Source organism: Flavihumibacter sp., assembly GCF_036676075.1.
GTDB lineage: Bacteria > Bacteroidota > Bacteroidia > Chitinophagales > Chitinophagaceae > Flavihumibacter.
Window position 1 is genome coordinate 1082865 of sequence record NZ_JAKFDQ010000007.1, and the last position, 23929, is coordinate 1106793.

A 23929-nucleotide genomic window follows, 5' to 3' on the forward strand; every position below is an offset into this window, starting at 1 on the left:
TTGAATGTATTAGCGTCCAACTTGGATTTGCCTGTGCGTGAAAGTTTTTGGTAACTTTGCAAGGTTGGCTTCTGTGTGTAAGCATTGTGTGCCTTGCAAATGTGCCAGAATGTGCGATGGGTTGTTTATATTTCCTGTCCACTTACGAATAGCAGGTTGTCGCCAATAGGGTTTCTGCTAACGGTTTGGCAATTGCCGAAGGGGGATTATTAAAACTGAAGTTCAATCAAAGAATGAAAATTGAACCTTCTACAAATGTCCAGTCTAAGCTTGTCAGCCCCGCATTTGCAAATACCTTTTATGGGAAGTGCTTATTTGATTAATTCTATTTCATTTTCAACAAACCATCCTAATCCTAACACGTAAGTCTTTAATTGCTCTGGTTTATCAGTGTAGGCGACAATAGCAAGACTGTTTTTTGCTCTACTACATGCCACATAAAAAAGTCGTGATGTACGATCTATTCCGGTTTCTTTTCCTTCCGCAATATTTTCGTTATCACCTTTTGTTAGATCCTTTACCCCGAACAGTTTGTCATAACTAAACATAAAACCTTTAGACTCTTCATCATCAATTATTACCATTACTCTATCGAACTCTAATCCTTTAACTCCTTGGTGAGTTCCAAAATTTGAACTGTCAGATATGTAATCGTTGTAATTAATTATCTCAGTAAAACTAGAATCTAAAGCAATATCCCAAGCTAATAATGTTTCATCATCATCGTTGTCCTCCTCTTCTTTCCCTAAGCTTTTTGTCCTTTCTAGAGATATTTTCAACTCATTCGGGATAATGAATATTCCTGATTTGTTAACCTCAAAAACTATATCCTTCAAACTTGGTTTACTATTATCTTCCCAGAGTTTTAATAAACTATCAATACTAGCTTTAGCATTATTTATAATGGCCATTTTGTCAGGTCCTTCAATGATAGATCTTTTATCAAATATTGGTGAATCTCGCTTTACGATATTGGAGATTTCGAATTTATTACCAGCTTTATTTGCATTATATAATGCTAATATTGTTTTTCTAAAGAAATTAACAGTAGATAAAGTTCCATCTAACAATCCTTGTTTTAATCGATCGACTTTATATAAAGGATTAAAAAATGTTTCAAAACCCATTCTGATTGCCGCCATATGATGCTCTAGAGTGAGGGTCTTCACAGGGATGTTTCTTTTATCTTTAGGAATTGATTTGTCAATCCATTTATTATCGCCTGTTATAATTGACATCTTTTGCCTTATCGACATTTCAGTATCTAATTTGTTTTTTCCTCGAAGGACAATGAACAATCTAAGGACACCGCCTGAGTTTTCAACCCGAGCCAACTGTTCTTGACCATCAATATCTTTCCTGATTTTATTGTTTAGTTCAATAATTCTAGATTTTGACCGATGATTCATTTTTTTTACTGGTTTCATCCAATCATCAGGTAAATCTTCCCCAAGTTTTTCTTTACCATCACTATAAATACGTTGCATGGTATCACCAAATAATCCTAATAAAAATGAACCTTTATGATCAGATTGAACCTTAAACAAAGCTTCAATTAATTCTTTTTTAGTGTCTTGACTTTCATCGATTAAAACGATTGGAAATTTATCAATTAAAATCTGCTTGAATAAATTTTTTGAGCCTAAAAAACTACACGCAATTGATATGACTTCAGTATGATTTAATGACGCCTTAGTGTAATTGTCACCATTAGGATTATAAACGAACTTACTTATTGATGGTAAAGCAACTAATCTTCTATTTTTTGATTCTATTTTTTTTCTGTTAGAGATTGCGGTTTTATTATTAGGATCCTTAGCTTTTGAAAGCTTGTCTTCAAGATCCTTTATAGATTCATTAATGTCAATTTCAACCCACTTTTTGATATCTAATGTAAAATTTTTAATTAACTCCCAACAAAAACTATGTATTGTACTTACTTCAAAAATGGAATCGTAAGATAATCTATGTTTAATTTCATCTGCCGCCGCATTTGTATAAGTTATTATTGCAATTTTTCTATTGCGTAGTTTATAGTCCAGCCCAAAAGATTCTTTGAATTTTGTTAATACATTAACCAATGTTCTTGTTTTACCAGAACCAGCTCCAGCAAAAAGAAAGAAACTTTTTAGTGAATTTGGATTTATACAATTGAAAATATCTTCATCAACTTGTTCATCAATATCATTATTGTCTGTTATCATGTTGAATGAGTTTCGGATTCAATAATATTTTTAATAGGTCTTAAAAGATTTTCTAACCAATCTAAACCCTCTTTAATATAGGTTGGCACTTTTAACTCTTCTGGAGCTTCAAAATATAAAACATCAAGGGCAAATTCAGCTTTTTTTGCACTCTCGCTATTTATAGCTTCATAAGCTTTTTGGGCACAATTACTTACATCATGTTCTGTTGCAGCTTGAACCATTTTTTTCAACAATCCTGATGTTGCTGTAATCGTTTTAAATTTTCCAATATTTTCTAAGACTAATGCATCTTCAAATGTATAAGGATATACTTTTGTTCCAGATAAATCAACTTCAGCTTGATAAGCAACTCTAACTGGAAAATCTGCCAATAGTTTTTCTTCAGACTTCAGCTTTACTAATTGATCAATATCTGTAATTTTTGGATTCCAATATTTTAACGTAGAATTATTACTAATTTGATCTGTTCCTAGTTTTGGTTGACTTTTCCTATATTTTACTTTTGGCGGTTTTGTTGAATTGTCAGTAAGTTTTTCTTGGGAATCTAAATCGGTAATTATTAATGTAGCTAAACCTAGCTTTTCGATAAGTGGCTTTAACCTATGAGCGTGGCTTCCTCCAATTTCTAAAATTGTTATGTAGCAACTATCAAGAACTTCATGATGATTTCTTATAAAATGAGGTATTAGAATTCTTTCCGCTGGTCCTTCAACTAGAATTGCCGCATCTGCAAAGAATAAATCATTATGCGTTGTATTTAAATATCTAATTACAAATTTTTCAGTTTCATTTTCTTGCGGTAGAGTAGAATCGAATATTGATTTTATGCTCAATACTTCAGATGTAGGTGTAGTAGTTGTAATATTATTTCTTTTAAAGTATCTTAAACTTTCAAATTTTTGATGAGCAATATAACTAGAGTGTGTACTGATTACTAGCTGAGTGGTAAACTCTGGTTTGGTTCCTAAATTCTCATGTGCTCTTAAAATATCATAAGCTTTTTTTATAAATACTTGCTGTACTTGTGCGTGTAAATGAGCTTCGGGTTCTTCTATCAATACTAAGTGTATTGGTTCAATAACTTTATCCTTTTCTAATTTATTTTTACCTTTCATCATCCATTCGTCACGATATCCAATTAGTTTAAAAGCAATAGAAATTAAATTTTGATAACCTAATCCATTGTATTTTTCTGGCAATGTAAGGCCTTCAGCTAAATTGTATCTAACAGCCGATTCATGATCTAGTCCATCTGTAGCTTTGATAAGGGAAGATAATGTTATTTGAGGATTTCCAAAACCAGGATAATTTAAATCACTTAGCTCTTTAAGAGGTGCTTCAAAACATGAAATCAAGTTTTTATCAAAAGTAAATTGCGCATCGCTTAACTTTTCAATTGCTTCCAAATCCTGTTCACTAGGATCAATCGATGGGTTTAAATGACTATCATAGTAAGATCTAAGTTGGAAAGACAATGATTTGGTGTTATTGGATTCTGGATTGTCAGAGTTAGCATCACTAAATCCACGTTGTGCATTTATTGTACTAATTTTTATTAACCCATTTAAAGGATTTCCTTCGAGTTCGATGTTTTGGTCTGAAAGTATTTGATCTACTTCATATTTATCAGGGTCCAATTGATATGATTTTACTTCAAATAATGCATTTAATTTTTTATCACAAAACTGCCAAAAATTTGTGGGCCAAAGTTCCAAGGTCTTACCTGATTTATTATTTAAGTCTATTACTTTTTTTCTTGCAAGTATATATTCTTCTATTAATGATTCAATGTTTTTTGGCTGTAAAATAAGTCTTAAGCCTATCAAGCCACCATTCCAATCAAGTGTCGGAATTATGTGACTTACGTATCTTAATTCTGAAATATCAACTTTAAACCATAAGTCTAAGGAAGGTAAGTAAGGTTCTAATAATTTAATGTTCTTATCTTCATCTTCTAATGTTGTTTTAGCAATCCACTTTTCAGCAATTACTTTTAATTCAGTCCAATTAGTAATTGTAAAATCCTGCGTTTTAAAGTGTTTTCTTTCCAAGAAAGTTATGAGTGCGTCCATAGCAGTAGTTTTTCCACTATTATTTGCACCTACAAATATTGTTTCTTTATCAGAAAATTCAATTTTACAATTTTTAAGTTTTCTGAAATTTTTTATTCTTATGAAGTCAATTTTCATGGTATATTTTTAGCGAATAGTTTTTGGTAGCATTTCCCATTCCGGAGAACAGCTTTCTGAAGTCAAGGTATTCATTGTTCCTGTAGCCTCACAGCTGTTCTGTTGTTCATTAATGATATTTAGTTTAACTCTTGTTCCTCAGCCTTGGTTTTAGAAAGCTGATGTTGTTCGCATTTGGCGAACTGACAAAGTAAGCTGTCTACATTAAGGAAAATTGGAAAAATATTTGTTGAAAGTTTAATTTGTTATCACAAGCCGAGAATCGAATGAGACATTAATACCCTCCTATACCTTTTGCCCTTTGATATTTAACTACAACCGATTTAGGGTAGTTTGTATCATCAATTATATTTACACAGGTAGCGTCAGGATGTATATGTTTTTTTTAATGCCTGCTGATAATAGAAAAGAAAAGTATCCTGCTCTTCCGGCTTTTGTATAACTGACTCTTCAACGGAGTTTTCGGGAACCAGAGCAATGGAGCATGTTGAGGGAGTAATATTTGAAACTTTGTACTTCTTGTTGTCATCATTTTACTTACACAAGTTCTTTCTGATTTCGTCTTCGTTCATTTTTGTCTCTTCCCAAACATTTAAGAAGATATTCAAGGTTTTGAACCGGCGAATTAATGGCGTAAAAAATATATCCCCTTTTAAACACTAATAGATGAATTTCATGATTAATATCTTGGGCAAGCTTAATTAATTATTCTGTCTTTTTAAGGCTAACAGTATTTGTAACCGTATCGTGGTCAAGATCTTTATGGGCATTTACATTATTTCTCTGGATCCTAAGATTCTCAATATTGTCTTTTTCTCCTGCAATTACTTCTTCCCAGGCTTTTATCCTATTAAAGGAAATTACTGCATGCTCATATACACCGCCCGGTTTTAATTTATTCAGAAATATGTTTAATCTAAACTTATCACCAATGCTTGTGGAAAACAATTTCCAAAGTTCGATTACGGTAACACGCCAGCACAGACGAAGCGAGAATTGGAAAAAGGAACTCATGCCCTTTATATATGCTCTATCCTCGTCGTCTTTATCTCTTAAGTAGGCACTTAATAAAATCAAATGATTCTTGAGCCAGAAACAAAACATCTGCAATTTCCCTTGTTTCTTTTTCCAGCGTATGCTTTAAGCCTGAACTGAGGATCATATAACGGCTATTTTTTACTGAAAAGCTTATCGAATGCTTCTTTGTTGTTATTATACATCATCTTATAATGAAGATAGCAACTGCAATGAGATAAGTCTGGGTGCCTAATTTGCACAGGAATATTATGTAATCCATTTTCTTTCAAAGTATTTTCCATTGTAGCCTTTACTAATTCAGATATGGGCCTTTGACTTTGATCTTTACATACCAGTGTTATTCTTGGATCATCAACTATGATTTTTGTACAGTAAGTATTCAATGCCAGTTTTTTTTCAGGCTTATCAAATAGAAACATTATTCCCCCATCTCTATAATCATTCCCGGTCAAATAGTCTTTATCAATATCTTCTATGGATGAATAGAAATTTGTTTCTATTAAAGACCAGTTAGCAGGATTATTTTTTGTGACGCGTACAAAAGGAAAATCTTCGCTAAGAAGCATTTTTAAATCCATGTGAAATAAAACAGGGCCATACTTATTTCGTCTTGAGAATTTCTCATGAAGATCCAAGCCATCTACAAATACGGCATCCCAGATATCAAGCTTCTTGTCTTTCTCATCAGTATATTGTTCTGTCTGAAACAATCCATTGTTTTCAACATAGGCCCTGGATAACAGGGCACCTTCTGAAATGAAAGTCAGGGCAGTTTTCGCAGTGTTGGCATGGTGAAAGGTAGAAACGCCTTTCCCCGTAAGAAGTCTAAATAGCTCTTTTGAATCAATGGTATAACTCACCGGGTCCTGAGAGTCAGTAGACATTTTGCAAATATTAAGTTCTACAAATAAAAAAAATTCAAAACAGTTAGTTATGGCTCATGTTTGAATTGTCTATTGTATAACCTTGTTTGCGCACAACAGAACAGGTATTGCCAAAGGCGGGATATTCATTGAACTTCCAGCCCCGAACCGCTGCTGAATAAAGATAAAAATGATGATGAAAAGAACTAATGCCAAGTAGAATTCCGTCGCCCCCGAACTGCTGTTGATGCCTACACATAGCCGAAACTAACAATGTCCAGCCCCGCTTTTGGCAATACCCATGTTGTACGTTCGCCCTTCGTCTTGGTGTTTTAAAATGAACTTCTGTGTCCGCCGAAGTTGTGTGTCCTGGAAGCGTGGGAACAAGGTAGGCTCTTTTGCAAGGTTGGCTTTTGTGCGCTGGTTTTGTGTGCCTTGTAAATGTACCTGACTTGGTGGGTTGGATTAAAACACAATCTTCACATCTTCTTTATAGTTCTGCAAAGTTCCGTTTAGGCTGGCTGTCCAACCATCAATAAATACTTTCCCGTTTTTAATGGCGTTTGAATAATCGTCACTTGTTATTTTCTCACTATTGGTTATGTAGTAATGGTTGCCAATTTTGTAAATGCAATCTTTTACTACTTCTTCGGGAACTTGTGTGGGCTCGTCCAAACCAACGGTGAAAATCATGTTGTAAATGCGACTTAAAGCATCCGTTTCATTTTCCGTTATTGAAATTTGTCCTTTATCGTCCACTTTCAATTTTGGTGCTTCAACTCTATCAAAAACCTTGTAGCCAATATCGGGAACTTGTTTTTTATCTTCTTCAAACAGTCCGCTTTGGTCATTTTCTTCTTCAATGTCCTTCTTGATTTTTTCTCCTGCTCGTTTAAGGCGTTCTATGGTAATACTGGAAATAACTGGTGGTAAATTATTATCAATACAAAACTTGTAAGCGGGTTTATCTTCTTTAATTGGCTCGTCAATTTGGCATAAGATAAACTTACGCTTTCCTCCATTTTTGTTTAATTCCATTACTGCTTGCCCCGTAGTTCCACTGCCAGCAAAAAAATCTAAACAAATTGAATCTAAATTTGACCCAATATTCAATATTTTCTTCAAAAGAAATGTTGGTTTTGGGAAGTCGAATGCATCACCCATACCAAACTTTCTGAGTTCAGTAGAACCTTGCTCTGTTATTACTCCTGTCTCATCCCAAATTCCATCTTCTTCCTCCTCGTCTTCATTTAACATTTCTAACTCATCAAACCATATTGTTTTCGCCTTAAATGTGTCTTTCCTATATTTCTCATAAACTCCGTATTCACCTGTAGACTTTGCTCGTGCAACTATATTACTAAGCAAGGTTGTTTCGCCTAGGTTGTTTATTAATTTCTTTGTACCCCAACGCCAACAACTTTCTTGTTTTTCACTGTTCAAAGGAAATACTTCAATACTAAAGTCAGCAGATTTTTCAAGAGATAGTGGAGAGTATCCATTTCTATCAATATGGTTAGGGTTCACATAGATAGGATAGTATAAATTAGGACGATTAAATCTACCGTACTTAGGATTTCTATTTCTTAGTTCCCTTTCTGTAAAATCACCAATATCATCAGTTTTTATTCCACCAGATAATTCTTTTACAAGTTCATTTAATACGGATTTTTCAGATTTGACATAAACCAGTAAATATTCGTGCGTCTTCGCTAATTGCTTATATGTTTGTCCTCTTTTGTTAGATTGAACTACTATTTGAGCGATTAAATTTTCTTCCCCAAAAACATCATCACAGAGTAGTTTAATATTTGCTTGTTCATTGTCATCAATACTTATAAAAATAGCTCCGTCTTTGGTCAATAAATCTCTTGCTAATAATAAACGAGGATACATAAATGCCAACCAGCCGTTGTGGCTCTTTTTGGTTCTGAAACTAAAATCCATTCTTTCAAAATCGTTTTCACTCAAGTTAGCCAAGCCCAAAACTTCTGTTTCTTCTTTGTCGAATTTATCCGGGTAAACAAACTCGTCCTTTTCAGTATTGTAGGGAGGGTCTATGTAGATACATTTGATTTGACCGCTATAATAGTTTTTAAGAATTTTCAAACTATCTAAGTTGTTGCCTTTCAAAACCAAATTTTGGGTTATATCAATATCCTTACTCAAGGCGTTATTGAGGCGTAATTCCTTTTCGGTTTTTTGAGCATATTTAGCTCTTGCAAAGTTTCTGCCTACAAAGTTCAATCCGTATCCGTTTACCTTTTCGTCAATAGGCAAGCCCAAAACGGCTTTTAGTTCTTCTATGTTTATTTCGGTGTCACGTATTACGTTGGGGTAGTTCTCTTTCAGAAAACTCAACAATTTGTTTTCGTTGTTTTCTGTTCCAACTACTGAAAAACCTGCTTTTGTAAAATCCTGTTCTGCCATTGTCTTATGCGTTGTTTATCAATGCCGCTAATTGCGTTTTATTGATACGTTCTTTAAATGAAATTTTAATGTTTTGGTCTTTGTAGTGTTCGCCTAATGCCTCAAAATATTTTTTGGCAAAGTCAATCTTGCCTTTTTCATCTACGGGAATTGCTGTTGACGATTTATAGCCTTTGGCTTCCACTACAAGGAATATTTTGTTGACCCCGGTGCTTTTAATAGCATAGCAAAAATCGGGGTTGTAATCTCCCAAAGGAGTTTTGATTTTCAGGCGTGGAAGTTTGCCGAAAATTTCAATGTTATCAATGTCGGGGTCTTGCTCCACAATTTCCAATTCAAAATCACTGTCATATTCAATAACCTCTTCAAATACCCATTTGGTTTTCAAATTGAAAGCGCCTGCAATTTCTTTTTGAAATTTACCAACGCTTCCTGTGTCTAAATATGTTTTTCCTTTATCGGTCTTAAATACATTTGGTAAACCGGTTCCATTAATTCCATCATACTTAATATTTGCTTTGAGCATTGCAATTAAGTTCTTGTTGATTATTTCGGAAATTTCTCTTTGTGCTTGTTCAGGATTGTTGCAGAGCATTTTCGTCTTGAAATCATCACTCAAAGCATTGAAAACTTTCACAACAAAAGAAATAGGCGTTTTGGTGTTGTTGGACAAAGTGCGAACCAATTCCAAATAATCAACTTTGCTTTTGTATGAAACGGTATCGGTTAGCTTTTCTGTAATTGCTCCTTGTTCTCCAATCTTGTTTACGTTTAGGTCAGCACGAATAGTCTGCAATAGAATTTCTTCGATGTTTACTGCTTCAATTTGAGCTTTAATGTTTTGTATCAGTTGGTTTTCTTGTTTTTCTGTCAATGTTTCTAAAACATAGAAAGCATTTTTATTGATAGCGTTCCAAAGGTTTTGAAACTCTTGCAAGTGAGTTGCCTTTATGAAAACTTTCTTTTTCTCTTTTTTCTTCTCGGCTTTCTGAACATAAGTGTTTGTATCGGTTGCAAACAAGCTTTCAATTGCTTTTACTTGTTCTTCGGGCAAGTTTTGCTCATTGAGAATTGTAGAGAACTCAGGCGATTTCGCATAAATCTTCTGACCGTCCACAATTGCCTTGCGGAGAATCATTTTTTTGTCTTTCAAAATATCATCCACCAAAGTAACTACCGTATCATCATCAAAGCCCGATTTTTCTTTAAGCGTTTTAATCAGTTGTTGCTCTGTAAATGTTTCAGAAATCAGGAATGAGTTACTTAAAATCTCATTTTGAATTGCCTCCACAAAACCGTGTTCTTTGCTTGATACAACTACATCAAGGTTGTTGATTTTCCAAAATGCTTCTTGGTCGTCATTCAGATTTTTAAGTGTGTTACGCTGTAAATTTTGATTTACGCAAATGCGTAAACCTCTTCCAATCTGTTGCAATTTTGATATTTCGCTTCCTTGATTAGAAAGTTTGCAGATTGTGAAAACATTTGGGTTGTCCCAACCTTCCTGTAATGCCCAAATAGAGAAAATGAAACGAGTAGGACTTTCAAACGATAATAATTTCTTTTTGTCTTTCAAAATTTCGTCAACTCCCGCTTTAACTTTTTCATCAGCGTTTCCTTTGTCGCCTGAAAAATACCCTTTGTGAACTTGCAAAGTATTGCCGCTGTCAAAATCATTCTGCAAGAATTTGTAATAGTCGCTTGTTTGGTCAAGTTTGCCTAAAATTTCACTGTATTGCTTTTTGTATTCTTCTTCAAAAAAGTTCTTGATTTTGGGATTGTCGCCACGAAACAAACTGGTGTCACCCTCCATAAAAAACAAGGTCAATGCCTTTATGCCTTGCACAAACAATCCCTTTTCTTTTTCAAAATGAATTTTGATTGTCTCCTTAATCATTGCCCGCAATGATTCGTCAGACAAAGAATAATCAACCTTTTCAATCGTGTCGTCCGCTAAAACAATAGTGTCTTTGTTTATTTTCTTAATGCTTTTCCCGTTGAAAACTGCTCCAACTCCTAATTCCCGTCTTGCAATAATTCCGTTGGTTAGTGTGCTTACAAGGGCTTTATTAACTGTTCCAACTTTTTCAACTCCAATGAGTGTATCTGTATTTTCAATTACGTCTTGCGTGTAAACCACAATTTTCTTTACCAAACTTTGCCGGAACGCGGAAATGCTGTCTAATACATACGCTACATTGGATAAAGGCAAACTGTCTTTCTTTTTAGGGAATGTAGCACCAAAACGCAAAAAGTAATTTTCAAAACCTTCAAAATATGTTTTAAAAGCGTTGCCCTCAAAGCGGTGAGGCTCGTCCATTATCACAATCGGATTTAAGCGTTTCAAACATTCCAAATATGATTTTGGCGGTTCCTGATTGTTTACGAATAGTTCAGGTGTGTTAATGTCTTTTTCTAATGGTCGGTTTAGAATATTGTCTTTGTGGCTGAATGAGCTTGGTGTCATTACCAAAACCGATAAATGCGAAGTGCCGATAAATTGTCTAACGGCTGAAATGTTTCCACCTTCGTAAACAAAGGTTTCAATTTCCTTTTCTTTCTCGTTGGCGTAAAAGCTTTTAAAGTAGTTTTTGGTGTCCTCTAAGTTTGTTTTTGTTCCTTCTCTGATTGGAACGGTCGGAATAAGAACGATAAATTTTTTATAGCCGAAACGCTTACCTAATTCAAAAATGGTTTTGATGAACGTGAACGTTTTACCCGTTCCCGTTTCCATCATTATGTCAATGTTTTTAGTGGCTTGAACAGGAAAATTGTATTTGTTCTTTTTGTGGTGTGCTGTCATCACCTCACCAAAATTCACCTTTTGGCGAAGGCTTTCAAAAAGACTAGTAATGTTTGTAACACAGTCCTCCTGATAGTTTTGTATTTCATATTGAAACTGTTTTGTTTCTGTCGTCATTTAGTTGTTCAATTTTCTGATTGGCAAAGTTGTGCTATAATGCTGTTGTTCAATTTGTTGTTAATTGACAATCCACCTGTCCAGTTGCCGGTTGGTGGTTGAATTTTGGTGCCCAATATAGTTATTTGCTGATGTATTTAGTTGAAGCTGAAAGGAATTCAGTCAGCTTGGGTGGGATAGGCTGTGCGTTGGCATTTTTAGCTCTTGGCAAGGTTAGCTTTTGTGTCTGGGCTTTGTGCGCCTTGCCATGTGCTAAAAATTGGGTGGGGCAGCCTCGGCAAATTTTCAGGGTTTGTCAAACGGGTAAGTATTGTGGTTCAATAAATTTGATAAGCGATTGCGTCCATTCAGCTAAAGCCCCTGATTTGCACATTGCCTTTTTAAGATTGTACAATTCTAGGATTTGTTCTTGATGTTCCACAGCTTCGCCTCCTCACTCCCATGGTCAAGTGATGTAAATCAGCATTTGACAATTTTTATATTTTTGCCTTATCCACAGCTAAGTAAAGTGGCAAAAAAACAAATCGCTTGTCCAGGCGCATTATTATACAAAATTCTATCGATGACTTGATAGGCCTACACGCTGTCTTAACTCATTCCTCTTATTTTCTTTCCCCTAGCCTTTTCCCCACCGGTTTTCTCCACTCCCAGGGCGCTACTGGCGCTGATTCACTCCATACCCCGATCCCCTGCATACGGGCAGACATTTCCAACTTTGCATAATCATTGTCGGTAGAATATTTCTTATAATGCCAGGCGAGGCCAACACTCACCAATGCCTTATTGACATTTATCCCTTTCTGATTGATCACTTCACCTATGAGTCGTTTGTTGCGGTCGTATTCATTGTTATGCTGGATGTTAACCAGGTGGCCGAAACATTGGTCTGATACATACTCTTTTGCGGCGCGGCCAAAAGGCTGGCTTCCCTTTATCTCCGGACAATCGATATGCGCCAACCTGATTTTTAGTGGCTTGCCGTTGTAGAGGATTTCGATAGTATCTCCGTCCTTAATGCCGATCACTTTACCGGTTAAAGTTGCCGACTGGATGGTGTTCTCTTTATTGTTCCAACCAAGGTTTAGCAGGGCGAACAGAAATATGTAGGTGAAATTTCTCATGTTTGATTTAGTGATTAATATGCCGCCAGTCCCTCCTCGTACATGGCTTTCATTTGTTCGCGCAATTCTTTTGGTTTTAATACTTTCAGTCGGGGACCAAGACCAAGCAGCAATGAACGAAGCTCATAATTATTCACAACCGTTACTTCCAGGATAATTACTCCTTTGGTACTTGTTTTTATTAATCGCTGGCTGCTATGGATAGGCTTGGTAAGCACATAGGGTGCGAGGTCGGGCTGTACTTGCATGCGCACCTGCTCCATCACCGCATCTTTCATCAGGGTTACTCCAACTACATTATTGAAATAGGTTTCAGGATCAAACAGGTCGTTGGGTTCAAATAATTTCTGGATGGGCTTCAGCTTCATTATACGATCCAGCGCCAGAATGGTGGGACTGTTCCTTCCTTCCTTACGGCCAATCACGAACCATCTGTTGCGGTATTCCTTCAAAAGATAGGGATGGTATTCATAATCGGTTGCATCTTCCCGATTGAATGGCTTATATCGTAAGCCAAGCACCGTTTTACCTTTGATGGCATTGAAGAGATCATCGAGCCACTGGCTGCCGGTGGCAAGGGTTTCTACCTCGAACTGTATTATCTGGTGTCGCTTTTCCACACTGGTGGCAATCGTATTCTCCAGCTTGGCGATAACTGTCTCCAACTCTTTGGTAAGCTGAAAGCCCTGCACCTGGCGGAGGATATCGAGGGCATCGCGCAGGTACCCTACTTCCTCTTGTTTGAGGGGGAGGTTACGGATAGAAAAATCGGGATTGCTATAACGGAAACAGGTCTGCTTTCCGTTCGGGTATTTTTCTACGGGCGCATCGTAAGCAAGGGTCAGCTCTTTCAGGTCATCATACAGCGAACGACGGGATATCTTCGAGCTACCCATTCCTTCCAACTTCTCATTCACTTCCTGCAGCAGGGTATCGATGGTCCAGATTCGCTGCCTGCGACGGAAACAGGCATCCAATACCTCTATGCGCCGCTGGAATGCTTTGTTTAGGGGCATCAGCGAGTGGTTAAGGTTTCAGGAATGCCAATGTACAAATTGAAATGCTTCGTACATAGCCCTCCGTTAGATTTTAATCTGTTTCTTTTTTGTCATCATCGAAATAGTTTGGTTCTACCTTGTTTTCTTGTTTTTGTACCGCCCTGTCGTAGTAGCGCATGCGTGCATGGTTCTCTTTCAGCATCATATTTTTCAATCCCTCCTCATTAAATGACCAGTTGGAGGCATTCTTAATGTTGAGGCTATGGGCCACTTTGAAAGAGTCCTGGTTGGCACCCATATAGGTGAAGGTCCAGCCTTGCCGCTCCAGTTGGGTGGTCATATTGGCGATGGTAGTCATCGTGAATTCTTTGGAATCGTTTTCGGCGCCGTCGGTCAGGATGGTCACCAGCACTTTGGGCTCCGATTCCTTTTCGATGGCATAGCGCAACTTATTACAGGCATGGCCGATGGCATCGAAGAGCGGGGTCATATTGTCGGGCTGATAAGAATCCTCATCGAGCTCGAGGGGGTGATCCACTACCTGGAGGGGGATCCTTTCTTTGATGCCGCTGCTGTTGAAGGTGTAGAAGAGCAGCCACTGCTCCAGTTCCGTATTCTTCTTCAGCGAGGCGCGGATGCTTTGGATCAGTTCATTGAAAGCGGAAATGGTTCCCAGCTTCATGGATGCCATGGAGCCGGATTCGTCGAGGATGATCAAGTTGTATACTTTGGTCATGTTGTGGGGGATTTAAAGTGAGGTAAGAAGGAAGAGTTAAGATTTAGGGTGAAACAGGTTGAGTAAAAGGAATAAGGTAATGGTTAATGGTTCTGATGTGGTTTAGAGTAGGGAGCACAGGCCGGAATTAAAACGGGAAGTCCTTAAAGCGATCATCTATGTATACGCGAATATTACATTGGGGTATGATGGCATTGGCGGCCATGCCGTTGCATTCAAAGAGGTCGGCCACCCTTCCCTCCTTTACCTGGATAATGAGGGTCATATAATGCGGGCTGCTGTCGCCCACGAAGAAAAAATTCAGCATGTCCTCCCCCGAGCCGCAGGTACCGGTACAGCGGGAAGGGAAAGCGAGTAGCTGGCTGTTGCCGCATTCGCGGAATATGGCGAAGGCGAGGCCCAGCTTTTTCAGGAAGACGGCTTTGGGCATTTCCTGGTAGCAAATGTTTTCGTCGAGGAGGAGGTCGATCATCAGGAGATCGAGCTTACGGAAGGCTTCCAGGAATTGATCAAGCTGGGTTTGGGCGATATGGGTTTGCTCAGGCATAGTACTGGGTTTTGGGGTTGGAGGTAAACTTAGGACGTTGCAGTGCAACCTATTTGCAATGGGGAAGAATCTTTTCCAGTATTAATTTTGCTTATATGGCACTCAACCTGGAGAATACTGTTGACATTATCGAGCTGATGGAAAATTATATAGAGAGTATCCGTCCACCGGCTGATATTCGGGACAAGCTGGATATAAATTATGCTATTGACAAACAGAGTGTGATTATATACGAGATCCGGCCAGCTTTTAGAGATCCGAGCAAAAAAATAGAATCACCCAATGCAAAGGCTACTTACGTCAAGAAAGAAGATTGCTGGAAAGTATTCTGGATGCGGAGCAACCTGAAGTGGTATCCCTACGACCCAAAACCGAAAGTAAAGACATTAAAGAAATTTCTGGAGGTGGTGCAGAAAGATGAATATGGTTGTTTTAGGGGGTAGGGATCGGAAAAAGCTTTGTATCAGGTTTATACTTTACGTAAAGAGGTTTCCCGGGAATTTTACTTTCGATAATAGTTTCCTGACCACTCTTATTGATACGCACTAAATTTCCTCCTTTTGAATAAACGCGTTCCAATCCTGCTACTCGGGCTTCTGTTACTGCGCCTATTCCAGCTTGCTCCGCAATTTTCTTGATGTGCATTAATCCATACTTATTATCCTCCAATATGGATAAATCACGGGTATTGATAGCAGCGCGCAATTGCTTTTTCACTTGTTCTACTTTATTAATTTTATCTATTTAAAAAAGAAAGGGTTTTTCAACCCTTTCTATATGATTTGAAAAATATGCAGCACAAAATCGTTTCTTATTACTCAAACACAATCTGCCCTCTTATTTCGCCTCCAGGATACGAAGGCGTGTGAATATTGATGTAATACAATCCATTCAATAAATCGGCTTCTACGAAGTTGGCAAAATTGGTGGTAATTAGATCGGCACTAAAAGAGCTGGAAGGTGTGCCTGGAGCAGCGCTGAACAATGGTATTACTACCCCGGCATTACCCCCGGGTGTGGCTGCACCATGGATATGGCTGGCTGTTGCGTCGGCAAGGAGGCCTTGCCAGGTCATATCCAATTCAAGGACTTTGGTTTTGGTATTATAGACCACGGTAAACTCCCCTGTAGCAGGTGAGGGATTAGGCAGAACTTCTTGCGATCCACTCATGGGCAGGGTTTCGGTTTTGTATTTCGTTTTGAGCTTGCCGGATTTAATCGAGAGTTCTGCATCGGATAAGGTGATCAGGGAATCCTTATCGGTGGTTGTTTTGGTACAGGAAACTACTGATCCTGTAATTGCAATAACAGCAAGCAACGGTAATAATGAAGATTTCATATAAAGGCCTTTAAAGGTGAAAAATGTATGGGGGGAAGGGTACCGATAACCTGCTAAATAAATATATTACTATTTTTTTACTCATTCAATCCCGCCAGCATTGCCTGCCATGTTGCCAAGGGACGCTTCGCAAGAATGTCAGCTATTTTGTTTGCGGTAGAAGGATCTGATCTAAGTATGTTCTTCATTTTACGACCTAATATATGCGCTGATACCAACTCCAGATAAAAACTTATGCGGGTTTCATAGAGATCCATCACATCAAAATGATCATTATAAATCTCATCGTTATTCCATTCAAAATAAATGTTGATGATATGCTCTATATCAGCTACATCCTTTGTTCGGTCGGGATTGTCGGAACTTGATAGTAGTTTCAAAATGATCAATCCCTCAAGTGGACAAACATTCATGGTAAGGTCATCTGCAATTTGATGCATGCTTACAAAAGGATGGATTTCCATAAAGCCCGTCATATTCAACACGATGTCGGGATTTAGTTTTAATTGCCTGTTATCACTTTCAATTTCTCCGAAGGGCAGTATGTCTAATTCTATTTTACCATTATAGATTAGACGAAATGGGAAATTTGGCACAGCGGTGAAATTTCCCGTTGCTACCAATGCTTGTTTGATAGCATCAAACTGCTCTGCGTTCTGCAGTAGAACTGCAATATCAACATCAACGGTCTGGCGGCCAGAGGCCATTCTTGAATTTCGGGATAAATGAATATCACGGGCAACTGCACCCACCAGGAAATGGTCGTGCCCGAAGGCCTGGAATATTGGTTCCATAGCTTTCAGCAGCTCCGCGAATGCGGGACTTATGATATTCATGTTATTTTTCAAGGTGCTTTTTCTTTAACCTTTCGGCAGTTTCCCTATTCCTGCTATCGAGGCTTGTAGCCAGCTCGGCATAGGCCAGTAAAGGTGGAACGAGGCCTTGTTTATAATCAAGTTCTTCATGCCAGAACTTATCCATCAGAAGAAGATTTCCTTTATTATCCGGCACCAGTTTTAGTTGACGCATAATGGTTGTGGTGGGCTGGTTTGTGTAAATGGTGAAGATCTCCGGTCTCAGGAACCCGGTTAGTTTGGCCCCGGCAGGTTCTGCTCCCCAATAAAAATCCTGATCAGGCAATGCCTCCCAATTTTTTTGCAGGGCCGGATCAAGAAAACGGAAGGTTCCCCTTTTTAATTTTGGCTTCAGCACTGTATTGTAGAGCTCTATCCATTTGTTTTGAAGCTGAGGTATGTTCTCCAGGAAGAAGAAAGGCTTGTTCTCCTTTACTCCTTCCTTAAGAAAGCCCTCTTCTTTTAGTTCTTCCAGAAATGCCCCGATATTTCCCAGCGCCACACCTGTTATTTCGGCCATCCTGCGATATGGCTGGTTAAGAAGGCCAGGCTCCACAAGAATACCGAATAAGAAACGCAGGCCTGCCTGTTTCCATAGCTTTCCTTCCACCGGCGTTCGTTGTGGCGTAACCGGACGATCATTGATATAAAAAAATACATCATCATACCTGATTAAACAGTTTCCTGCTGCTTCCAGGTAATTGATGCCCAGTTTTTTTAGTTCTCCTTTCAGCGGGGCGGGAATGTATTGGCAGATCAATAGCCAATCCCGGTTTTGTTTGTCCACCTGTTTTAGCAGGCCGGGAATCTGCTGCTCGCGGAGTTCATTTTTGAGTTCTACCCGGAAGTCTTTCCTCCGGTTAAGAAATTTCAATTCAAGAAATATATACTTGTCTTTGACCTTGTTGTCCAGCGGTTTATGAAGGATCCTGGCCGGAATGCCGGTGAGCTCAGTGAACTCCCTGGTGGCTGTTTCCAATATTTCCTTCTCCTTCATGTTCAGTTATATTAAATGTTCATGAATCATGAACAATCAAATTTAATGAACAATGATCAATTTTCCAAATATGTTGTCGGGGGCATTTTATGGGGTTCTATTACTTACAGACTTATATTTTCCTGTGCATCTTCATGCTCTTCAATTATTCCATCCATGGTCTCTTTGACCAGTTTGCCCATGAAGGATTGTTCATCGTCTTCATCGGCCTGGTACATGCGGTCGATCTCCTCGGCACTCAGGCCGTTGAGTTTCTTCTGGAGGATGGCCAGCACCTTGTAGCGGAGCCATTCGTTATCTATCAGCAACTCTCCCATATTGCGGCCCAGCACACGGGCGGCCACCACGGAAAGGTCCATGTCGTCGGAGATCAGGTCATCCTGGTCGTCGAGGAGCTGGTCGCCGGCGGTGATCTGCATGTAGTTTAAAAGCAGAAACACAAAATCGTCCCAGTCCTGTGCGCGGGTATCGGGATTTTCGTGATAGGATAAGAGTTTCATGATGCATAGTCCGGGTAGGGTCACCACCCTGAATGGACCTTCAAGATCTTCGGCATAGTCGGCTGCCTCCTGGAATCCGCTGACGGTGATCATTTTGTCGGGTTCCTGCAGCAGCACTTTACCATTTTCTTCAATGCCGCCGAAGGGAATGATGTGCAGCATTCCAAAATGGTAGAAGCGATAGGGAATATCATTGTCGCGGGTGAAACTTTCCTTTGTGAGCAGGTATTCAACCAGGTTATCCCATGTTTTCTGATCAGGCACTCGCACGGAAAAATCGATATCGCTGGTGAGGCGATTATCGTCGAGGATATGGTGCTTTATCCACACATCGCGACCTTGTCCACCGATCAGGAAAAACTCGACCCCGAATAGTTTCTGTGCACGTTCAAGGGCGTCGAAGTTTTCGCGGTGTGCTTCGCGGATAGCGCTGTAATTTGTAACGTATATATTTTCCATATACTCTTTCGGCTCTTACTATAAAAATTGTTCCGGGGCTCATAGGGGACAGATGCATCAGATTGGGTGCTTCTGTTCACAAATATGCGATGTTCGCGCATAAATCATCATGAGAAAATCGTGAACAGGATAGAACTATTTTAATTTACCTTAATAAATAAAATTGCCAATATCCTCGGAATCGAGCTTCTATCTCCCTCATCAAAATATTCATTTAATGTACTAACGCGCATGCCTGCCCGCTCTGCCGCTTGGATGAAGTCGGAGCTGTTATGCGTATAGCATTCCACTACCGATGTTCCTTCTTCCGTTTCAAAACGGGCCTTTGTGCCGGTGTATTGTTTGAAGGGATGGAGCTCGCCCATATAGATCATCCCCCCATTCCGAAGGCAGCGAGCGGCCTCGGTGAATATTGGATTGAGATCGTCTATATGTTCCAGCACCAGGCTGAAAGTTACGAGGTCAAAACTGTCATCGGCAAAAGGCCATGGTTGGGTGATATCGGCCTGGAGGAATTGCACTTCCTTTCCCTCAAGTTTTTCCTTCGCGCGGTTCAGCATCTCTTCGGAGAGGTCAACTGCCGTCAGCGATCTGCATTTATCCACCAGCCACAGGCTGTTCTTTCCCGTGCCGCATCCGATCTCCAGGCAATCACCTGCAGGCACCCAAGCCAGCATTTCACGTAACGCTATCGCTTCAAGATCGCGGGTCCTGTTCTTGTTGGTGTCGTACTGTTCCGCCCATTGATTATATGCATTCTCAATACTCATTTTGCTGCTCTTTTAAATCTTACATCTTCCCTGTTTCCTTGCTTCTTTCTTTTCCCTATTGCCTATTGCCTCCCCTAGAAGACTTTCAGATGCAATTTCCCCAACTCCTTCCCTAGGTGTGCCAGCACTTCATGCTCCTTTCCCCTCTTGATAAAAATACGGGATAGCTCGCCAAAATACCAGTCCTGCTGTTTTTTGGAGGCACTGAATCGTTCCCAGATCTCTTTACCGATCCGCTTTTTATCCATATAAATGGCGCGGAGGTTATCGAGCTTATCGGCGGCGGTAACGATCAGTTGTTCAATGGTAGCTTCGTGTTCGAGGAAATGGACGGTCTGGCTTTTACGGTCCTGCCAGCTGCTTTCTTTGTCAATGACTTTCTTTTCCAGTTTGTCGAGTTCGGTGGCGCCACGCACCAGCAGGGCTACATAGGCGCCGAATTTTTCTTCCACTTCTTCGATGGTCACCGGCGTGTCTTCCACCACATCGTGGAGGAGGCCGGCGGCGAGGAGTTCATCGTCACAGTCCTGCTCGGCGAGGGTTTTGCACACATTCATCAGGTGGCTCATGTAGGGGATGCGGGTTCCTTTTCTTAACTGGTGCTGGTGGTGTTCGGCGGCGAATAACATTGCTTTTGATACAATACTCATATAAAGGGTTTATGGTTTAATTGTTGCTCTGGGGCCGGAATCTGGAATTGAGTGCAGGGTGGACTGCAGGCGGAAACAGGGAAGCAGAGCGGGATGACGGCAGTGGTTTGGAACCAGGGCGTGCTAGTGCGAATATACGAAGATGTGTGCAGTGTATTTGCGGGGGTGATCTTGGAGGGATTGCAGATGCGGTGGGTTTTTCGTAAATTATGGATGCCATCCCCCCTATCTTAATGATTCGTATCTGATTCAATATGAATCGCGGCATCAATAAATCATGAATCCAGTTGTTTATAATGCGCAGCTTCTTCTTAACCATAAATCGTTATTTATATAAGTGCATGCGTGTTGGCATGGTTTCGATGCTGATCCTGGCAATCACTGTCTCCAACGGCTATGCACAAGCGCCGGCGATGGAATGGCTCCGATGCTATGGAAGTAATTATGACGATGAACCCAGGGAAGTAAAGGCTACCACTGATGGGGGATATATAATGACGGGATCCGTTGGTCACAGCAGCAACGATGTGTCAGCACATTTCCTGGAAAGCTCTCCTGATATATGGGTGGTTAAAATCAATGCTATTGGTGCCATAGAATGGGAGATAACGCTCGGCGACCAGCAATACCAGTTTGCTGCAAGTGTTGTTGAGACACCTGATGGGGGATTTGTTGTAGGAGGCACCACCTATAGCACGAGTATCTGTCTTTTGGGGGATAATAGTTCCAATATTCTGCTGGTGAAACTTAGCAGTAGCGGTGAATTTCTGTGGGAGAAAAAATATGGAGGTTCGGGGAATGAATTTCTAAGTGAGCTGGATCTTCTACCTGACGGAGGTTTTCTGCTTACAGGTCATTCAACATCTTCTGATGGTGATCTTACCAAAAATAATGGGGCGGAGGATTTCTGGATAGTTAAAACCGACGCCAATTGGAATATTATCTGGCAGCAGAGTTTTGGCGGAAGTCGCACCGACCAGGCAGTTTCTGCTGCTGTTGCGCCGGGGGGAGGTTTTTTTATTGTTGGTTCTTCTGAGTCTACAGATTTCGATTTTGGACTCAACTATGGTGATTCGGATTTTTTGCTGCTGCACCTTTCCGAAAATGGTGAGTTGCGCTGGCAGAAAAAATTTGGCGGATCCAATCATGATTTTGCCTGGGCGGTTTGTGCTACACAGGATGGAGGAGCCATAATGGCCGGAATGACGAATTCCCGGGATGGCGATCTTAGCCGTCCTACCAGTGCTCCCGATGATATAGATATCTGGGTGGTTAGGGTAGATGCCACCGGCAATCTTGTATGGCAGAAAAGCTTTGGGGGGCCACAGGATGAAATCGCGTTTGATATGACGCCAGCCATGGATGGGGGTTTCCTGCTTTGTGGCAAAACCGGACTGAGTAATAATTCCGCGCCATGCACCAACGGTGATACTGATATATGGGTCATCCGGATCAATGGTTCCGGTGAAATGGTATGGCAAAAAGCGTTGGGGGGTGAAGGTCATGATTATGGTAGCTCCATAGTGGAAAATAAGGATGGAAGTATCATGGTGGCTGGGATAACCTGCTCAGCCGGACTACCAAATTATCACAGTGCCAGGCCCACGGGAGAATGCCTTGATATGCTGCTGGTGAAGTTGTCGCCCACGGGTGGACCAGTACCGGTGCCATCTCTGAAGATCAGTCCCGAGCTTGTTTGTTCGGGCAGTCCGGTTTGGCTCAGCGCCACCGTCATCAATGTGGGTAGCCATCCCCGTTATGAATGGAAAAGGAACGGGCAGGTGGTGGGAAGCGAGGCCACTTATGGTGCCAGTGATTTCACGGCGGGCGACCAGATCAGTTGCACGGTAACGCCGGGAGGCATTTGTGATAAGGGACAGGCAGTGGTAACGGCAAGCATCACCCTAAAAACAAAACCCGATCTGCCGCTGCCGGTATTGTCGATTGATGGTCCGGAGCTTATTTGCCCTTGCTCGCCCGCGCTGTATCGTGCCATCGTTGAAAATGCCGGACCAGCACCCCGCTACCAATGGTTTGTCAATGATATGCTGGTAGCCATTGGTGGAACGGAATACCTGCATCGGGAGGCACAGAATGGCGACCGGGTGCACTACCGGCTATTGGATGCGTCGGGCTGTTTGCCGGGAGGCTTTGTTGAATCGGCAGGCATTGTGGTGACCGTAGCCGGGCAGGAGGCAGTTGCGCAAATCGAGGGGCAAGCCGGAGCGGTTTGCGAAGGGGAGCGGGTGGCTTTTCGGGCTCTTATTTCGGGATCGGCAGATACGGGTAGTTCGCGCTGGCTGGTGAACGGGGTGCTGGCCGCATCGGGTACTGCCCTTTATGAGACCGACTCGCTCCATGATGGTGACAAGGTTAGCTTTATGATAAACGCCCACACGGAATGTGGCGGTGGGGGGGATCTATTTTCAAACGAAATTCTTGTTATGGTGCGGCCCGCGGGGGGCAGGTTACTGATCAGTGCCAATAGCAGCAGCGTGTGCCGGGGAGCGGAGATGGTTTTTAGGGCGGAGGCGGAGAATGGGGGATCGGTGGCCGCGGTGCAGTGGCTGGTAAACGGGGTGGCGGTTGCCGGGGCAACGGGCTCAGAATGGAGAACGGCGGGCTTGAGTGATGGCGATATCGTGAGTTGTGAATGGGCTGGTGGCGATTTTTGTCTGGGTGCGGGTAGTGGCTCGGAGGGGATCAATGTACGGGTTTATGAGCCTCCTTTATTGACCCTCTATCCTACCGACACCATCCTGAACCGGGGAAGCAGCCTGCAATTAAGGGCACAGGTTTCGGGGGAGGTCAGCGTGCTGGCCTGGGAGCCGGCAGATAAACTTCTGGATCCCCAATCATTGAACCCTGTCTCCGTGAACCTTGATAAAGACATTGTTTTTACCCTCCGTATTGAAGATGTCAATGGCTGCCAGGCGATGACCACAGCACGTATAACGGTGATGGGTGAGTTATTTTTCCCGAATGCATTTAGTCCCAATGGCGATGGAAAGAACGATCTCTTCCGCGGCATCTTTCCCGGCACTCCCCAACATTTCGAGCTCCGGATCTATAACCGGATTGGGCAGGAGGTTTTCGCGACCAATGATATCAGCAAGGGCTGGGATGGCAAGCTGGGTGGACGGCCACAAGGCAGCCAGACCTATGTATGGCGCTGCACTTACTCGCAACGCGGCGAGCCGGCCCGGAAGCAGCAGGGAACGGTACTGCTGGTGAGGTAGGTAAGGTGTCTGACACATGTTCGCGATATGTTCGAACATATGTTCGAACGTCCTCTTAACATGTGTCAGACA

The 23929-nt window shown here is 41.0% G+C and carries 20 protein-coding genes; 2 read left to right on the forward strand and 18 right to left on the reverse strand.

Annotated features, from left to right (window positions below; genetic code table 11):
- Window positions 1–311 precede the first annotated feature (311 nt).
- The 11 genes from V6M43_RS07460 to V6M43_RS07510 form a co-directional block, all read right to left on the reverse strand.
- The gene (locus V6M43_RS07460; RefSeq protein WP_332733842.1) at window positions 312–2204 is read right to left on the reverse strand and encodes a UvrD-helicase domain-containing protein; all 1893 of its coding nucleotides are present in this window, start codon (window positions 2202–2204) and stop codon (window positions 312–314) included.
- Entirely contained in the window at window positions 2201–4396 is a 2196-nt protein-coding gene (locus tag V6M43_RS07465) for an ATP-dependent endonuclease (protein ID WP_332733844.1), read from the reverse strand. Before V6M43_RS07465 ends, V6M43_RS07460 begins: the two co-directional genes overlap by 4 nt.
- A gap of 705 nt (window positions 4397–5101) precedes the next feature.
- The gene (locus tag V6M43_RS07470) at window positions 5102–5410 is read right to left on the reverse strand and encodes a hypothetical protein (protein ID WP_332733846.1); all 309 of its coding nucleotides are present in this window, start codon (window positions 5408–5410) and stop codon (window positions 5102–5104) included.
- Window positions 5411–5565: 155 nt separating this feature from the next.
- Window positions 5566–6318, reverse strand: a complete 753-nt coding sequence (locus tag V6M43_RS07475; protein ID WP_332733848.1) for a hypothetical protein — start codon at window positions 6316–6318, stop codon at window positions 5566–5568.
- Window positions 6319–6361: 43 nt separating this feature from the next.
- Complete coding sequence (locus V6M43_RS07480) at window positions 6362–6556, reverse strand: hypothetical protein (protein ID WP_332733850.1); 195 nt, start codon at window positions 6554–6556, stop codon at window positions 6362–6364.
- A 206-nt stretch (window positions 6557–6762) separates the two neighbouring features.
- Entirely contained in the window at window positions 6763–8727 is a 1965-nt protein-coding gene (locus V6M43_RS07485) for a site-specific DNA-methyltransferase (RefSeq protein WP_332733852.1), read from the reverse strand.
- A gap of 4 nt (window positions 8728–8731) precedes the next feature.
- Entirely contained in the window at window positions 8732–11647 is a 2916-nt protein-coding gene (locus V6M43_RS07490; RefSeq protein WP_332733854.1) for a restriction endonuclease, read from the reverse strand.
- Between the two features lie 602 nt (window positions 11648–12249).
- Window positions 12250–12768: a thermonuclease family protein gene (locus V6M43_RS07495; protein ID WP_332733856.1), complete on the reverse strand. Its 519-nt coding sequence runs from the start codon at window positions 12766–12768 to the stop codon at window positions 12250–12252.
- A 14-nt stretch (window positions 12769–12782) separates the two neighbouring features.
- Window positions 12783–13784, reverse strand: coding sequence for a helix-turn-helix transcriptional regulator (locus V6M43_RS07500; RefSeq protein WP_332733857.1), 1002 nt, complete (start codon window positions 13782–13784; stop codon window positions 12783–12785).
- A gap of 73 nt (window positions 13785–13857) precedes the next feature.
- Entirely contained in the window at window positions 13858–14502 is a 645-nt protein-coding gene (locus tag V6M43_RS07505) for a vWA domain-containing protein (RefSeq protein ID WP_332733858.1), read from the reverse strand.
- A gap of 127 nt (window positions 14503–14629) precedes the next feature.
- Window positions 14630–15049 carry a hypothetical protein gene (locus V6M43_RS07510; RefSeq protein WP_332733859.1) on the reverse strand — a complete coding sequence of 140 codons (420 nt, stop codon included), beginning with the start codon at window positions 15047–15049 and terminating at the stop codon, window positions 14630–14632.
- 95 nt (window positions 15050–15144) lie between these two features.
- On the opposite strand from V6M43_RS07510, the gene V6M43_RS07515 reads away from it, so the two are divergent.
- Window positions 15145–15492 (forward strand): DUF3024 domain-containing protein, encoded by a 348-nt coding sequence (locus V6M43_RS07515; protein WP_332733861.1) that lies wholly within the window; start codon window positions 15145–15147, stop codon window positions 15490–15492.
- Here the strand turns inward: V6M43_RS07515 and V6M43_RS07520 are convergent.
- From V6M43_RS07520 to V6M43_RS07550, 7 genes are all read right to left on the reverse strand, one after another.
- On the reverse strand, window positions 15482–15766 hold the full coding sequence (locus tag V6M43_RS07520) for a hypothetical protein (RefSeq protein ID WP_332733863.1): 285 nt from the start codon (window positions 15764–15766) through the stop codon (window positions 15482–15484). The genes V6M43_RS07515 and V6M43_RS07520 overlap by 11 nt on opposite strands.
- 97 nt (window positions 15767–15863) lie before the next feature.
- Window positions 15864–16388, reverse strand: coding sequence for a CHRD domain-containing protein (locus V6M43_RS07525; protein WP_332733864.1), 525 nt, complete (start codon window positions 16386–16388; stop codon window positions 15864–15866).
- A 77-nt stretch (window positions 16389–16465) separates the two neighbouring features.
- Complete coding sequence (locus tag V6M43_RS07530; protein ID WP_332733865.1) at window positions 16466–17224, reverse strand: nucleotidyl transferase AbiEii/AbiGii toxin family protein; 759 nt, start codon at window positions 17222–17224, stop codon at window positions 16466–16468.
- A 1-nt stretch (window position 17225) separates the two neighbouring features.
- The gene (locus V6M43_RS07535) at window positions 17226–18239 is read right to left on the reverse strand and encodes a type IV toxin-antitoxin system AbiEi family antitoxin (RefSeq protein WP_332733867.1); all 1014 of its coding nucleotides are present in this window, start codon (window positions 18237–18239) and stop codon (window positions 17226–17228) included.
- Window positions 18240–18343: 104 nt separating this feature from the next.
- A complete protein-coding gene (locus V6M43_RS07540) occupies window positions 18344–19198 on the reverse strand; it encodes a hypothetical protein (protein ID WP_332733869.1) in 855 nt (284 codons plus the stop codon).
- Window positions 19199–19338: 140 nt separating this feature from the next.
- Window positions 19339–19968 (reverse strand): class I SAM-dependent methyltransferase, encoded by a 630-nt coding sequence (locus tag V6M43_RS07545; protein WP_332733871.1) that lies wholly within the window; start codon window positions 19966–19968, stop codon window positions 19339–19341.
- A gap of 74 nt (window positions 19969–20042) precedes the next feature.
- Window positions 20043–20618 (reverse strand): HD domain-containing protein, encoded by a 576-nt coding sequence (locus V6M43_RS07550; RefSeq protein ID WP_332733873.1) that lies wholly within the window; start codon window positions 20616–20618, stop codon window positions 20043–20045.
- Between the two features lie 341 nt (window positions 20619–20959).
- Between V6M43_RS07550 and V6M43_RS07555 the strand changes: the two genes are divergently transcribed.
- Window positions 20960–23857, forward strand: a complete 2898-nt coding sequence (locus tag V6M43_RS07555) for a gliding motility-associated C-terminal domain-containing protein (RefSeq protein ID WP_332733875.1) — start codon at window positions 20960–20962, stop codon at window positions 23855–23857.
- Window positions 23858–23929: the final 72 nt, after the last annotated feature.